The 14,215-nt window shown below is 48.4% G+C and carries 19 protein-coding genes and 4 tRNA genes; 7 read left to right on the top strand and 16 right to left on the bottom strand.

Annotation, left to right across the window (positions count from 1 at the left end; all coding sequences use genetic code 11):
* The first annotated feature begins 7 nt into the window (after positions 1–7).
* Together EJO50_RS16675 and EJO50_RS16670 are read left to right on the top strand one after the other, a co-directional pair.
* Positions 8–577, top strand: a complete 570-nt coding sequence (locus EJO50_RS16675) for a sigma-70 family RNA polymerase sigma factor (RefSeq protein WP_125976056.1) — start codon at positions 8–10, stop codon at positions 575–577.
* Positions 574–750 carry a zf-HC2 domain-containing protein gene (locus tag EJO50_RS16670; RefSeq protein ID WP_125976054.1) on the top strand — a complete coding sequence of 59 codons (177 nt, stop codon included), beginning with the start codon at positions 574–576 and terminating at the stop codon, positions 748–750. Before EJO50_RS16675 ends, EJO50_RS16670 begins: the two co-directional genes overlap by 4 nt.
* Before the next feature lie 199 nt (positions 751–949).
* Here EJO50_RS16670 and EJO50_RS16665 read toward each other — a convergent pair whose 3' ends face one another.
* The 12 genes from EJO50_RS16665 to EJO50_RS16610 form a co-directional block, all read right to left on the bottom strand.
* Positions 950–1,198 carry a hypothetical protein gene (locus EJO50_RS16665; RefSeq protein ID WP_125976052.1) on the bottom strand — a complete coding sequence of 83 codons (249 nt, stop codon included), beginning with the start codon at positions 1,196–1,198 and terminating at the stop codon, positions 950–952.
* A 14-nt stretch (positions 1,199–1,212) separates the two neighbouring features.
* Positions 1,213–1,401: a hypothetical protein gene (locus tag EJO50_RS16660; RefSeq protein WP_125976051.1), complete on the bottom strand. Its 189-nt coding sequence runs from the start codon at positions 1,399–1,401 to the stop codon at positions 1,213–1,215.
* 8 nt (positions 1,402–1,409) lie between these two features.
* Entirely contained in the window at positions 1,410–2,186 is a 777-nt protein-coding gene (locus EJO50_RS16655) for an MBL fold metallo-hydrolase (protein WP_125976049.1), read from the bottom strand.
* Positions 2,183–2,953 carry a TatD family hydrolase gene (locus EJO50_RS16650; protein ID WP_125976047.1) on the bottom strand — a complete coding sequence of 257 codons (771 nt, stop codon included), beginning with the start codon at positions 2,951–2,953 and terminating at the stop codon, positions 2,183–2,185. Before EJO50_RS16650 ends, EJO50_RS16655 begins: the two co-directional genes overlap by 4 nt.
* 189 nt (positions 2,954–3,142) lie before the next feature.
* Entirely contained in the window at positions 3,143–3,508 is a 366-nt protein-coding gene (locus EJO50_RS16645; RefSeq protein WP_125976045.1) for a PilZ domain-containing protein, read from the bottom strand.
* Positions 3,505–4,524, bottom strand: coding sequence for a DNA polymerase III subunit delta' (gene holB / locus EJO50_RS16640; RefSeq protein WP_164521544.1), 1,020 nt, complete (start codon positions 4,522–4,524; stop codon positions 3,505–3,507). Before holB ends, EJO50_RS16645 begins: the two co-directional genes overlap by 4 nt.
* Before the next feature lie 8 nt (positions 4,525–4,532).
* On the bottom strand, positions 4,533–5,171 hold the full coding sequence (gene tmk / locus EJO50_RS16635; protein WP_125976041.1) for a dTMP kinase: 639 nt from the start codon (positions 5,169–5,171) through the stop codon (positions 4,533–4,535).
* A 114-nt stretch (positions 5,172–5,285) separates the two neighbouring features.
* Positions 5,286–5,360, bottom strand: a tRNA-Glu gene (locus EJO50_RS16630).
* 9 nt (positions 5,361–5,369) lie between these two features.
* Positions 5,370–5,446: transfer RNA gene (locus EJO50_RS16625), tRNA-Arg, on the bottom strand.
* 20 nt (positions 5,447–5,466) lie between these two features.
* Positions 5,467–5,542 (bottom strand) — tRNA-Glu (locus EJO50_RS16620).
* Positions 5,543–5,589: 47 nt separating this feature from the next.
* Positions 5,590–5,665, bottom strand: a tRNA-Ala gene (locus EJO50_RS16615).
* A 72-nt stretch (positions 5,666–5,737) separates the two neighbouring features.
* Positions 5,738–6,541 (bottom strand): outer membrane protein assembly factor BamD, encoded by an 804-nt coding sequence (locus EJO50_RS16610; RefSeq protein WP_125976039.1) that lies wholly within the window; start codon positions 6,539–6,541, stop codon positions 5,738–5,740.
* Between EJO50_RS16610 and rluD the strand changes: the two genes are divergently transcribed.
* The 5 genes from rluD to EJO50_RS16585 all read left to right on the top strand — a co-directional run bounded on the left by rluD (position 6,540) and on the right by EJO50_RS16585 (position 11,869).
* Complete coding sequence (gene rluD / locus EJO50_RS16605; protein WP_125976037.1) at positions 6,540–7,589, top strand: 23S rRNA pseudouridine(1911/1915/1917) synthase RluD; 1,050 nt, start codon at positions 6,540–6,542, stop codon at positions 7,587–7,589. The genes EJO50_RS16610 and rluD overlap by 2 nt on opposite strands.
* 13 nt (positions 7,590–7,602) lie before the next feature.
* A complete protein-coding gene (gene pgeF, locus EJO50_RS16600) occupies positions 7,603–8,328 on the top strand; it encodes a peptidoglycan editing factor PgeF (protein WP_233702297.1) in 726 nt (241 codons plus the stop codon).
* Positions 8,329–8,377: 49 nt separating this feature from the next.
* On the top strand, positions 8,378–9,307 hold the full coding sequence (locus EJO50_RS16595) for a ZIP family metal transporter (protein ID WP_125976034.1): 930 nt from the start codon (positions 8,378–8,380) through the stop codon (positions 9,305–9,307).
* Between the two features lie 281 nt (positions 9,308–9,588).
* The gene (locus tag EJO50_RS16590) at positions 9,589–11,655 is read left to right on the top strand and encodes a carbon starvation CstA family protein (RefSeq protein ID WP_125976032.1); all 2,067 of its coding nucleotides are present in this window, start codon (positions 9,589–9,591) and stop codon (positions 11,653–11,655) included.
* Positions 11,648–11,869 carry a YbdD/YjiX family protein gene (locus EJO50_RS16585; protein ID WP_125976030.1) on the top strand — a complete coding sequence of 74 codons (222 nt, stop codon included), beginning with the start codon at positions 11,648–11,650 and terminating at the stop codon, positions 11,867–11,869. Before EJO50_RS16590 ends, EJO50_RS16585 begins: the two co-directional genes overlap by 8 nt.
* Before the next feature lie 102 nt (positions 11,870–11,971).
* On the opposite strand, the gene EJO50_RS16580 is transcribed toward EJO50_RS16585, so the two are convergent.
* The 4 genes from EJO50_RS16580 to fliQ form a co-directional block, all read right to left on the bottom strand.
* On the bottom strand, positions 11,972–12,166 hold the full coding sequence (locus EJO50_RS16580; protein WP_125976028.1) for a hypothetical protein: 195 nt from the start codon (positions 12,164–12,166) through the stop codon (positions 11,972–11,974).
* 58 nt (positions 12,167–12,224) lie between these two features.
* Positions 12,225–13,016: a GTP cyclohydrolase FolE2 gene (folE2, locus tag EJO50_RS16575; RefSeq protein WP_125976026.1), complete on the bottom strand. Its 792-nt coding sequence runs from the start codon at positions 13,014–13,016 to the stop codon at positions 12,225–12,227.
* Between the two features lie 129 nt (positions 13,017–13,145).
* Entirely contained in the window at positions 13,146–13,943 is a 798-nt protein-coding gene (gene fliR, locus EJO50_RS16570; protein WP_125976024.1) for a flagellar biosynthetic protein FliR, read from the bottom strand.
* Complete coding sequence (gene fliQ, locus EJO50_RS16565; RefSeq protein ID WP_099398820.1) at positions 13,943–14,212, bottom strand: flagellar biosynthesis protein FliQ; 270 nt, start codon at positions 14,210–14,212, stop codon at positions 13,943–13,945. Before fliQ ends, fliR begins: the two co-directional genes overlap by 1 nt.
* Positions 14,213–14,215: the final 3 nt, after the last annotated feature.

The following is a 14,215-nucleotide window of genomic DNA, read 5'->3' as shown; positions in this document are numbered from 1 at the left end:
AATCTTCATGGCCATCCGTATCGAAGACCTAGAGCCGCTCAGAGATTACCTCTACCGTTTTGCGCTCTTTCAATTACAACACAGCAGCAGTGCTGAAGATGTCGTACAGGAAACACTGCTGGCCGCACTGGAAAAACCTGATTCCTTTCATAACCAGTCCTCCCTAAAAACCTGGCTGACTGGTATTTTAAAATTCAAAATTATCGACACCCAGCGCCGCATCTACCGTGATCCGCTACTACTGGTCACAGTGGATGGCGAGGAGGACAGCAGTGATTTTGATGTGCTATTTGATAAAACCGGCCACTGGGGCTCAGATGCGCCAAGGCGCTGGGAAAAACCTGAAGCAAATTTGGAAGACAAGCAATTCTGGGCCGTTTATACGCGGTGCAGCCAATTGATGCCAAAGCGCACCGCCATGGTATTTGCCATGCGTGAAGAATTAGGCTTAGAAATTGAGCAGATTTGTCAGCAATTAGAAATCACTGCGACTAACTGTTCAGCCATGCTCTACCGTGCCCGCATGAGCTTACGCCTCTGCCTAGAAAAGAACTGGTTTGGAAACAACACACCATGATGAACTGCCGCCAAGCATCCATTTTATTATCTTCCCTGCAAGATGGCCCGCTAACACTTAGCCAGCGCTACCGCTTACGGCTGCACCTGGTGTTATGCCGCGACTGCCGGAATTTTAATCATCAGCTGCACTTTATGCGAAAAGCCGCCCGCTCCCCCTCGCACTGGGAGTAAACATGGCTATTGCCTGATATTTCAGCAAGCCACATCTATGTTGAACCTTCGGATTTCAGCCAATTATAAGCCACGACGCAGCCCGTTTTAGAGCGGGCTTGTAAACTAAATTGGTTTGCGCAGATGTGTGACAAGCCTGAAAGACGGCCAGCGCTACGGGTACATCATTACACTGTATACCCGAGAATAATGAACTTTTCTATTTTGATTTAGAGTACTTTGCTGATAAATATTTAGTGATATGCACTTCACCCTCTTCTTTATTTCTTATATCTGCCTCAACAGAGTTTCTGTTTTTTGAAAAAGTAAAATAAACAGGAATACTGATTCTTCCGGCATTTACAGCACACAGCAGCTCACTATCTGCTAACCTCCGGCAATTATAGAGTTTGCTTTCCGAGCGAGACTCTTTAATCACGCCCTCCAGCTCATTATCACTTTCAGGCATCGCCAGGCTTAAAATCAGCGGATCATCTTTTTTTCCCAGAAAAGATTGCCCTTTAATATCAGACCAGCAAAACTCGCAAAATATTCATCTGCTGATTTAAAAATACTTTTAGCAATCCGCTTATTATCTATTGAATCACTGGCGTAAATTGGTGGTTTTAAATTATTAACCAAGCCAGAAAAACAATAGCGGATACCTAGCATTTCAGCGATTAAACCGCTTCGCTAACTAGGCGCATTCCGTCGTACCCCACCACCATGCCTGCGGGTAACTCCTGGGAAAGCGCCTGGTATTCCAGCTCGTGAGTCATATGGATCATCACCGTTTGCTTTGCACCAATTTGCCTGGCGGCGGCAACGGCCTGATCAACAGAAAAATGCGTAGGGTGAGGTACGCGGCGCAGGCAATCCAGAAATACGATATCCAGGCCCTGCAGTTTGGCGATGCTTGTAGCAGGGATCTCGGACACATCAGTCAAATACGCCACATTAGCGATGCGATAACCCAGAATCGGCCACTTTCCGTGCATCAGAGCAATAGGCTCGATCGGGATGCCTGCAAATTCAAAAGCAGCATCACCAACCGTATGCAGGCTAAGCACCGGTTTGTCCCAGAAATTATTAGGCGGAAACAAAGTGTAGGGAAAGCGCTGGCGGATATGGTCGAGCATAAACTCGTTACCAAACACCGAAATAGCTGCTTTTTGCAGCCAGCAAAAAGCGCGAATATCATCAATACCGTTCAAATGATCAGCGTGCGGATGGGTATAAAGCACCGCATCCACATGCAAAAGCTGCTCGCGCAAGGCTTGCTGGCGCAAATCAGGACCGGTATCAATTAAAAATGTTTTACCCCCGGCACGCAACACGGCAGAAGCACGGGTACGGCTGTTTCTGGGATCAGTCGAGGCGCAGGTCGGGCAAGAGCAACCCAGCGCGGGCGAACCACCGCTGGAACCTACACCCAGTAAAAGCGCCTCTACTTTCATACATTGGCCCGGTGAAAGAGCTTAAAAAAGTTAGCACTGCTGGCATCAGCAATCTGATTCACGCTCACGCCGCGTAAATCGGCAATTGCTTCGGCCACATGGCGCACCCAGGCCGGCTGATTCTGCTTGCCACGAAAAGGCATGGGAGCAAGATAGGGCGAATCGGTTTCGATCAGCATGCGATCTAAAGGTACTAAACGCGCTACTTCGTGCAGTTCAATGGCTTTTTTAAACGACACAATCCCAGAGAAAGAGATATAAAACCCCAGCTCCATCGCCGCCTGCGCCACTTCCCAGCTTTCGGTAAAGCAGTGTAAGACGCCACCTACTTCAGCTGCACCTTCTTCTTTAAGAATACGAATCGTATCAATCGCAGAGGAGCGGGTATGAATAATGAGCGGCAAACCGGCTATTTTTGCTGCGCGGATATGCACTCTGAAACGCTGACGCTGCCACTCCAAATCGCCTTGTAAACGATAATAATCCAGCCCTGTTTCACCAATTGCGACTACCTTTTTATGCTTAGCCAACTCAACCAGTTGCTCGACTGAGGGATCCGGTGTGTCTTCATAATCAGGGTGCACGCCAACCGAAGCAAAGATATTTGCATGGGCGTCGGCAAGGGCCAGCACCGAGGGTAGCTCAGGCAAATTTACGGCCACGCACAAAGCATGTGTTACTTTATTTTCCGCCATCTTCGCTAAATGCTGGTCAATATTAACAGCAAGATCGGGGAAATTAATATGACAATGAGAATCAATAAACATAGAGACTTCGGGGAAGTGAATGGTGTTTTACATCATGACTTGAGCACACAGCGCATTTTTATAAACCACAGAACACACGAAGCAGCACAGAGAAATAAATATTTTGCCCCTAAGCACCTTTTCCTGATGCTCTGCTTTTAAACCCGATGCTCTTTCTATGTATGCAGACCTTAGGTTTTTTACAATGACTTACATCGTGTGCGTAGTACGGGCAGATTGCAAATAGCCCCCCAGCAAGCCTTCAATCTTGGTTTTGGCCTGATTACCCGCTTCATTACTGGAGAATTTCACACCAATACCCTGCTGGTGATTATTATTTGCGCCCTGAGGCGTAATCCATACCACATTGCCGGACACCGCAATTTTGGCCGGATCATCCAAAAGAGACAGGAGCATAAAGACTTCGTCACCTAATGCATATGCTTTATTGGTTGGAATAAAAATCCCGCCACCTTTTACAAAAGGCATATATGACGCATATAAAGCGGCTTTTTCTTTAATATTTAGCGATAGCACACCGGGACGGGAAACCGGAGCTTTGATAGGTTCACTCATTTTCTTCCTCTGCTACTTTTGCCACGCAATGCATCTAAATAAGCAAACAATAAAGATTCAAATACCAAACGTTGATTTAAGGGATGATGCGCCAGGCGCATGGCCTCATTCAAACGATCGATATAATGAAAAAATGCGGGCGACTGTGTTGCGATACGGCGTAAATCGCTATCCCAATCAGGATAATAGCGAAGTTTGCCAGTCATTTTTATACTGATTAAATCGTGTACCCATTTTTGTAACCAGCTCACCACCAAAGACATCTCCAGTTTAGCTTTTTCCAACTCTGCGGCCACCGCCAGCACATCTAAAACAACAGGGTTAGCAATATGCTCTAAAAATGCTTTTCGATTGGGCAGCCATTCGGCACTCGCATCGTCCAGAGCGGCCAAAGGCGCACCGCCGGTATGGGCCAGATGCAAAGAGGGATTAACCACCTGCTGCTGGGCTAACCAGCCCGTCGCCGCTGTTTGATCTGGCATTGCCATAGGAAACACGCGGCAACGGCTGCGGATGGTAGGTAACAAACGCCGCCAGTGATTTGAAACCAGGATAAACACGGCACCAGCCGGTGGCTCTTCCAGTGTTTTTAAAAAAGCATTCGCAGCAGCAATATTCAGAGCTTCTGCCGGATGCACCAAAGTAACGCGAATACCCTTTCGATGTGCCGTTAGATTCACAAAATCAGCCAGATCACGAATATCATCAACGCCAATAACCTGTGATTTACGCTTAGGTTTGGCGTCTTCACTCGCCTCAGCATCGGCCTCGCCAGGGGAAACCAAACGAAAATCGAGATGATTTCCTGCCAAAAACCAGCGGCAGCCATCACATACTCCGCATGGCATCGTCGTTTTTGCAGTATCTTCACATAATAATAGCTGAGCCAGATATTCAGCAAAACGCCGCTTCCCTATTCCTTCCTCTCCTGTAATCAGTAAGGCATGTGGCAAGCGATCAATTTCGCGCATCAATTGTGACCAGGGCGCTGCTTGCCAAGGGTAAAGTGTTTTCATCGTGGCACTCATCGCTCTTGGTAAAGTATGGCGCTCAGTATCTGGGCAAGCTCGGTCTGAATCTGCTCCAAAGTGCGGTTAGCATCAATCACTCGAATCCGCTCAGGCTCGCTCGCAGCCCTTTCTAAATAAGCGGCGCGCACTCGTGCATGAAAATCCGCAGCTTCGCGCTCGAACCGATCCAGAGCACGCCCCGCCGACATCCGCTCCTGGCTGATCGCTAAGGGTACATCAAAAATCAACGTTAAATCAGGTTGGATTTTATGTAGACCGCTGCCCTGCACCCATTTTTCCAGAGCAAAAAACTTCTCACGGGATAAACCGCGCCCCCCCCCCTGATAAGCGTAACTGGCGTCACTAAAGCGATCACAAAGCACCCATTCGCCACGCGCTAATGCGGGCAGAATTACCTGCGCCAGGTGCTCACGCCGCCCGGCAAACATCAGCAGCGTTTCTGTTTCCAGGTGCATAGGCTCGGTTAGCAATAATTCGCGCAGCTTTTCGCCCAAGGATGTACCACCCGGCTCGCGCGTTTGAACAAACGCCACACCTTGCTTTGCAAGCCACTCTGCAATCCATGCCAACTGAGTACTTTTACCCGCGCCATCAATGCCCTCTACTGAGAGAAAACGACCTAACGCTGCCATATATGATTGTATTCCTGAAAAAGGAGAACTTCCCGCCAGAATTTTACACGTGAAACCTTGAAACTAAATTTTGCAGACGAAAAAAAACCTGCCACATGAGCAGGTTTTTTTAACTGGCGTTCCCACGGGGAATCGAACCCCGGCCGCCGCCGTGAAAGGGCAGTGTTCTAACCGCTAAACTATGGGAACATAAACTACTGGTGCGGCTGAAGAGATTCGAACTCCTGACCCTCTGGTTCGTAGCCAGATACTCTATCCAACTGAGCTACAGCCGCACGATAAAACTTTTACATTCTGGCGTTCCCACGGGGATTCGAACCCCGGTCGCCGCCGTGAAAGGGCAGTGTCCTAGGCCTCTAGACGATGGGAACATACTTCTTCGATCGTAAGCCATGCTGTTTTATGACTTACTTCAATCTGGTGGAGGTAAGCGGAATCGAACCGCTGACCTCTTGCATGCCATGCAAGCGCTCTACCAACTGAGCTATACCCCCCGAAAGAGATCCGAATATTACAGAGCAAATTTCAGCCTGTAAACCCCGTATCGAAAATAAATTAAATATTTCTTACCAGGGCTTCCACCAGTCCGCATCGAAGAATAAAGTGGATTCATCCAGAACTGTGCTTTTAGGAAAATTCTTAAATAACACCTTTTTTGCATCATCCCGCAACTCGACCAAACCAAGCTTATCGTAAGCCAAAGCCATAATGCCTAAAGCTGGCTCTACCTGCTTGGTACTCGAATACGTTTCTAGTAAATATTTACCACGATTGGCCGCTGCTAGGAACGCACCACGGTTGTAGTAGTACTTGGCCACATGCAATTCATGGCTCGCTAATGCGCCCACCAGATAGCCCATGCGGACAGTTGAATCGGCCGCATACTTACTGTCAGGAAAACGCGTAACAAGCTGGCGAAAGGTATCGAATGATTCACGAGCAGCTTTAGGATCGCGCTCTGACATATCCTGCTTGATCAGGCTGGATAAAAAGCCTTGTGCCTCATTAAAGTTAACCAAACCCTTTAAATAGTAGGCGTAATCAATATTTGGATGTGCCGGATATTGCTTGATAAAGCGATCAATTGCCGCAAATGCCAGCAGGGGCTCCTGGTTTTTATAATGGTTATAAGCAGTTTCAATTTGTGCCTGCTGGGCATGCCGTCCATACGGAAAGCGCGCCTCCAGTTTTTCAAACAGCTTGTTTGAGCGATCAAAATTACGGCTGTCCTGCTCTGCTTTTGCCTCGGTAAAAATCTTCTCGGCCGTCCAGCCACGGGTTTCATCCTGTTCTTCAGGAGCGGATGCGCAAGCGGCCAGTAATCCGGCAAGTACTGCAGAGACGACGAATCGCGGTAGAATCTTATTCATGATGCATTCCGAAAACGAATTAAACGATTATAACGACTTCGAGCAGGCGCGTGTCCTGACCGTGCCATCCGATTTGGCAGGGGAGCGCCTGGACGCTGCTTTAGCCAAGATGCTGCCCGAGTTCTCCCGTAACCGACTATCCACATGGATTAAAGACGGCCTAGTCTTTCTTAACGGCAATCCTGCCGTCCCCAAAACAAAATTATGGGGTGGTGAAACGATTAGTGTCTTACCCCAACCCGAAGCAGACGAAAGTGCCTTTCAGCCTGAAGATATCGAATTAGATATTATTTATGAAGACGCTACCTTGCTTGTACTGAATAAAGCACCGGGCCTGGTTGTGCATCCCGGCACAGGCAACTGGACGGGCACCGTGCTTAACGGCCTGCTCCACCGCTACCCGGAACTTAAAACCATTCCCCGCGCAGGCATCGTACACCGACTGGACAAGGATACCAGTGGCTTAATGGTGATTGCACGCACCTTGATGGCACAAAACAGTCTTGTGCAGCAATTACAGGCACGTACAGTCAAGCGCCACTACATGGCCATTGCACAGGGTCTGCTTTCTAATGATGGCAAAGTAGATGCGCCAATTGGCCGTCATCCTAAAGAAAGAATCAAGATGGCGGTAGTGTATTCAGGCAAACACGCGGTAACGCACTATAAGATTCGCGAGCACTTTACCGCACACACACTTGTTGAATGCCAGCTCGAAACTGGCCGTACGCACCAGATTCGCGTGCATATGGCCCATATCAACCACCCGCTTGCAGCCGACCCGATTTATGGCGGAAAACCCAGAATACACTCGCCAGAAGTCAGTATTACACTCGGTGAATTTGCACGTCAGGCATTGCATGCCCGAAAACTGTCGCTTATTCACCCTGAAACCGGCAAAACCATGACCTGGAAAGCACCATTACCGGAAGATATGGACATGCTGGTTAATGTACTGCGCCTGGACGCTGGCATGCTGGAAGAGGACTGGGATGACGACTGGGATGTCGACGATAGTGATTGCGAAGTCATGTATGTCCGTGAATAAGCCACTCCCGCCAATGTGGATCAGGCCAGACTGGCCTGCGCCTGCCACCGTGCAGGCTATTTCTACCAGCCGCCACGGAGGTGTAAGTTGCGCGCCCTGGGCAAGCCTCAATTTAGGCAACCATGTTGATGACTCGCCCGAGGCCGTAGCCCACAACCGGGCCATTGTTCGCCAGTACCTACCAGCCGACCCGATATGGCTGAGCCAGGTACACGGAGTGCAGGTGGTCGATGCCGCCACCGCCCGGCAAAACGCCGAAGCCGATGCAATAACGGCGCACACTGTAAACGCAGTCTGCGCTGTCATGACCGCAGACTGTCTGCCCGTCTTACTATGCAATCAGGCGGGCACCGTGGTGGGGGCCGCTCATGCTGGCTGGCGCGGCCTTTGTGGCGGCGTAATTGAAGCCGCCATTAAGCAGATGAATATACCTCCCGATACGCTGATGGCCTGGCTAGGCCCTGCCATTGGCCCGAGAGCATTTGAAGTCGGAGCAGAAGTCCGTGCAGCATTTATGGCGCACGATAACACCTCGGCCAGCGCGTTTAAACCAAGTGCAAACACTGGAAAATGGCTGGTTGATATTTATCTGCTGGCAAAGCAAAGGCTTCAAGCCAGCGGTGTACATGCGATTTATGGTGGGGACTATTGCACAGTAACAGACTCTGATCGCTTTTTCTCCTACCGCCGTGATCAGTGCACAGGCCGTATGGCCAGCTTAATTTGGCTGACTGAATGACGACTAAATGATACACTGTTGCATCTACAGATATTTTAAAAGTCTTTAAATGAGTGTTCTTGCCTGGATTATGACCGCCAGCGTAGCGGGCAGCCTGCTGAGTGTGCTTACCGCTGCATGTATTGCCTATGCCGCCCGACCCAGCTGGATTCCCAAATTAGTCAGCTTTGCAGTTGGCTCCCTGCTGGCCGCCGCCTTTCTGGAAATTCTCCCCCATGCTTTTGGTGAGCACGATCATCGGCCCGCCATTGTCCAGACTAGCGCCAGCAGCACGATCGACGAACATGAGCATCCTGGCGGCAATGCAGATATCCATAAAGAACACGGGCACTCTGCAGACAAAAACACAAGCCACGATCACAAAGAGCTCTCTCATTCGGAAAAACCCTCGGCATCAAGCATTTCACTCACCTTACTTGCCGGGATTCTGGTGTTTTTTATTATGGAAAAACTCGTGATCTGGCGGCATTGCCATCATGAAGAATGCGGAGAACTAGAACCGCACGAACACTCGCACGGGCATGGACACGGCCGCGCGGGGCTGATGATTATTGTAGGCGACACCTTCCATAATTTTCTGGACGGCGCGCTGATTGCCGCAGCCTTTATGACCGATATTAATGTGGGGATCGCCACATCACTAGCAATTATCGCTCACGAAGTACCGCAAGAAGTAGGCGATTTTATCGTACTACTGCATTCGGGCTATAGCAAAACCAAAGCTTTGCTGCTCAATGCCATGTCATCGCTCGCCGCATTAATTGGCGCACTACTTGCCTACTGGTCACTGCAGACCGTTACCCACTGGCAACCCTATCTGCTGGCGCTGGGCGCATCCAGCATGATTTATGTCGCCATTGCCGATCTTATCCCCGGCCTGCATAAACGCCCTCAGCTTAAAGACACCGCCCAGCAGGTAGCACTCATTCTGGCAGGCGTAGCTTTTATTGCTGTGCCCCACTTTTTACTCCCTCATTGATTAATGTGCGTTCAGCGTGGCAAAAAAACACTTTAAGCCACGCCTGCACAATTCATAAGTCGCTTGAAAAAGCTCCTCAATAAAACGTAAATAACACCAAAATTACACTTAAATACGCTGTGTATGTTTACTTTTTTGACGCCCCCTGTAAAACAACATTTAAAAAACCTCGATTTTTAACATGGAACTAGGGAAAGCACCTATGTGACGATAAGCGGCATCGTTTCATCATCAAACCTGTACATAAGTTATTCAAAATAAAATGCTTATAAGGGAAGACGATGAATCACTTTAAAAAATGGGGGGTCTGGCTGCTGGTAGCTCTTGGTGGCGCATTCTCCTTCGCCATGCTGGCACTCAGCAGGGGAGAACATGTCAATGCAGTCTGGCTGGTCTTAGCCGCTATCTCCTGCTACAGCATTGCTTACCGCTTCTACTCCAAATTTATCGCCGAAAAAATCTTCGAGCTCGACGATAACCGCCCTACCCCCGCCCAGCGCCGTAATGATGGTCTGGATTATGTGCCGACCAATAAATGGGTTTTATTTGGCCATCACTTTGCTGCAATTGCTGGCGCAGGCCCCCTGGTCGGGCCCATTCTAGCTGCGCAAATGGGCTTTTTACCCGGCACCATCTGGATTTTAGTCGGCGTAATGCTGGCTGGCGCGGTGCAGGATTTCCTGGTTTTATTTATTTCTACCCGCCGCGATGGCAGATCCTTAGGTGAAATGGCCAAGCAGGAGCTGGGGCCATTTGCCGGGGTTATCGTAATGCTGGGCGCGCTGGGCGTGATGATTATCATCTTGTCGGCCTTGGCTCTGGTGGTGGTAAAAGCCTTGGCAGAAAGTCCATGGGGTGTGTTCTCGATTGCTGCAACCATCCCTATTGCGCTTTTTATGGGTATTTATATGCGTTATCTGCGCCCAGGGCATATTGGCGAAATTTCGCTAATTGGCTTTGTGCTGATGATGGCCGCAATTATTTACGGTGGTGATATTGCTGCCAGCCCTGAATGGGGCCCTTTCTTTACTATGCGCGGCACCGAGCTGACCTGGGCACTGATTATTTACGGCTTTGTTGCCTCGGTATTGCCAGTGTGGCTGCTCCTGGCACCACGCGATTATCTGTCTACTTTCCTAAAAATTGGTGTTATTGCAGGCTTGGCAGTGGGGATTGTATTTGCCGCTCCTGAACTAAAAATGCCTGCCGTCAGCCGCTTTATTGATGGCAGCGGCCCCGTTTTTGCCGGCAGTCTGTTCCCGTTTTTGTTTATTACCATTGCTTGCGGCGCAATCTCGGGCTTTCATGCCCTGGTGGCATCTGGCACCACTCCTAAGCTTATCGAAAAAGAAAGCCATATCCGTATGATTGGTTATGGCTCGATGCTAATGGAATCATTTGTAGCACTGATGGCACTCATTTGCGCTTCGGTGCTTGAGCCTGGTGTGTATTTCGCCATGAATTCCCCGGCAGCACTGATTGGCACAACGGTAGAAAGCGCCTCGCAGGTAATCAATGGCTGGGGCTTTGTGATTACCCCAGACTATCTGGCACAGATTGCCAAAGATGTGGGTGAGCATTCAATTCTGTCCCGTGCTGGCGGCGCACCAACCTTTGCCGTAGGCATGGCGCATATCATCAGTACCATCACGGGCAGCACCGCCATGATGGCATTCTGGTACCACTTTGCTATCTTGTTTGAAGCACTATTTATTCTGACTGCAGTTGATGCAGGTACACGCGCTTGCCGCTTTATGGTGCAAGATACCGTTGGTGTCTTTATCCCAAGCCTGGCTAAAAGCCAGTCATGGGTTGGTAACTTAATCGGCACCGCCGTGGCTGTTTCTGGATGGGGATTCTTTGTTTATCAAGGGGTAACCGACCCGCTGGGCGGAATTAACACGCTCTGGCCCCTGTTTGGGATTGGCAACCAGATGCTCGCCACCATGGCTCTTTTACTGGGCACGGTAGTCATCTTCAAGATGAAAAAACAGCGCTATGCCTGGGTAACCATTTTGCCTACGATATGGCTGTTTATCACCTCTATGACGGCTGGCTGGCAAAAGATTTTCCATGAAAATCCTAAAATTGGCTTTTTGGCACAGGCAAAACGCTTTAATACTGCCATTAGCGATGGCACGCTGCTCGCTCCGGCCAAAAGTATTGCGGATATGGAAAGAATTGTGTTCAACAATCAAATTAACACCGTTCTTTGCGCCTTCTTTATGCTGGTTGCTATGACGATGCTGGTTGCTGCTGTTATTCAAATTCGCAAAGCTCTGAGTAATAAAAATGTATCAGTGCATGAAATTAACGGACCATTAGCAAACGAGGCCAGCCATGCTTAAGTTTCTAAAACCAGGCTCAGCGTTCAGAAACAATGCCTATAAACTGGTACAGACCTGCCGCCTGATGGTAGGCGTACATGATTATGAAAACTATCTGGCGCATATGCAGGCGCATCACCCGGAAATCCCTGCTAAAACGCGTAAAGAGTTTTATCAATACTGCCTTGAAGCACGTTTTCCCGGCGCAGGAAAAATCAGTAAATGCCCTTGCTAGCAAAGCTTGCACATCAAAAAAACCAGAGCCGGAACCGGCTCTGGTTTTTTTTCATTCAATAGGCAAGACACGCATGCTAACTTAACCAGGAAAGTGGCGTACTCACTCACCCTGCACGTTTTCTCCTTCCTCCCGCTTGCGCTCTTTCACAATCTGTTTGCCACGTTTAAGCCAGATGAGAATCACAGTGGGCATAAAACCAAAGATAAAGAAAACAACCAGACCTTTGGCGATGCTACCCATGACAATAGAAAACATCATCACCACGTATAAATAACCAATCAAAATAATATACATAGCGCATCCAATCAAAAAAGCCCCGTTTCCGGGGCCTGGATCTGTGTTTACAATCTCATCACGCTTCGCGCTTATCATGCTCAATCAGAGCATAAGCCGAGTGATTATGGATCGATTCAAAGTTTTCGGATTCAACCACATAGGCAGTAATACGAGGATCTGCATGAACACGGGCAGCCACATCGCGCACCATGTCTTCCACAAACTTCGGATTATCGTAAGCACGCTCCGTTACATACTTTTCGTCCGGGCGTTTGAGTAAACCCCATAGCTCGGAAGAAGCTTCTTGTTCGATCAGGGTTACAATTTCCTCAATCCAGACATTCTGGGCAAGCGTTGCCGTTACGGTCACATGCGAGCGCTGATTATGCGCGCCATAGGCCGAGATTTTTTTTGAACACGGGCACAGACTTGTCACAGGAACCAATACTTTGAGCTTTTGCTCAAACACACCATTTTTCAACTCACCCAGCAAGGTGATGTCGTAATCCATCAAGCTTTGCACGCCGGAAACTGGCGCAGTTTTATTAATAAAATACGGGAAACGCATTTCCAGATAGCCAGATTCTGCTTCCAGACGATCACACATTTCACGCAAAATTGTTTCAAAAGAATCCACCGAAATTTCTTTCTCGTGGCTATTTAGTATTTCCACAAAGCGCGACATATGTGTACCTTTAAATTGCTTAGGCAAAAACACATACATATCAAACATGGCGATAGTGTGCTGCACGCCATCGGTACGATCCGCTACTTTAACTGGGTGACGAATGGACTTAATGCCCACTTTGTTGATCGCAATATTGCGGGTATCCACCGTGTTTTGCACGTCGGCAATCGCCATGGTCATGGGGTAATACTCCAAAAGATTCTGATGGGTAAGATTATAACACCGAGAATACCCGAGTAAAGTGCTCGGGAATTATTGTAAAATTCTACACAACTGATAGGCAAAAACTTTAGGCTCCAGGGCAAGCGATCACTTACCGGCAAATGCACCCATCATCCTGGCCGCAAATTTTGCCCCCTCGCTCAACATCATTTCAATATGAGCAGGCATATAGGGCATGGATAAATACATTGCCAGCAGACCGATTCCCATCATCAATGGAAAACCCACAGCAAACACATTTAACTGTGGCGCAGCGCGAGTCATAATCCCGACAGCCAAATTGGTGACCAATAAAGAGCCGATCACAGGCAAAGCTAACAAAACCCCTGCACGAAAAATAAGTGCGCCATAATCAACCAGTAGTTTAAAACCTAAACCCGATATCGGTTCAACCCGAACCGGCAGACTAGTAAAACTATCGAGTAAAGTATGTAATACCATTAGATGGCCATTTAAAGCCAGAAATACCAGAATTGTCATTAGGCTTAAAAACTGCGCCACAATCGGTATACTGGTGGCATGCAGTGGATCATAAAATGAAGCAAATCCCAGCCCCATTTGCAGGCCAGCTAAATGCCCTGCCATTTCCATTGCAGAAAAAATAATCCGCACAATATAACCAATTGCAATGCCAATAAGAAGCTGATTAATTACAATTAGAATTCCAGCCGGTGATACAACAGGGACCTGAGGCATGGCAGGGAGAACAGGGGCAATAATCAAAGAAATAAAAATCGCAACACAAACACGAACCTTGACACTGATTGCTTTACTTGAATAAAACGGATCTGCCAGTAAAAAGCCGAATATGCGGCAAAATGGCCACCAGAAAACAGCCAGCCATAAATCAATCTGTGTCTGGCTAACGGTCCAGATATCATTCATCAGCCAATCAACTGCGGAATGCTTTGAAATAGGCGAATAGTATAATCCATAGCAGTTTCAATCATCCATGGGCCAATCAGAATAAATACTAAGAATGTAATCAGTAATTTGGGAATAAAAGAAAGTGAAGCCTCATTAATCTGGGTGGCCGCTTGAAAAATACTCACCACCAGCCCAACCACCAGCGCGGTCAACAACAACGGGCCTCCCAGGAGCACCATCACTTCCATCGCTCTTTGAATCACCGTTACAACGGTCTCTGGAGTCATTTA

This window comes from Iodobacter ciconiae (assembly GCF_003952345.1).
Lineage (GTDB): Bacteria > Pseudomonadota > Gammaproteobacteria > Burkholderiales > Chitinibacteraceae > Iodobacter > Iodobacter ciconiae.
This window is presented reverse-complemented; position numbering and strand designations above follow the sequence as displayed.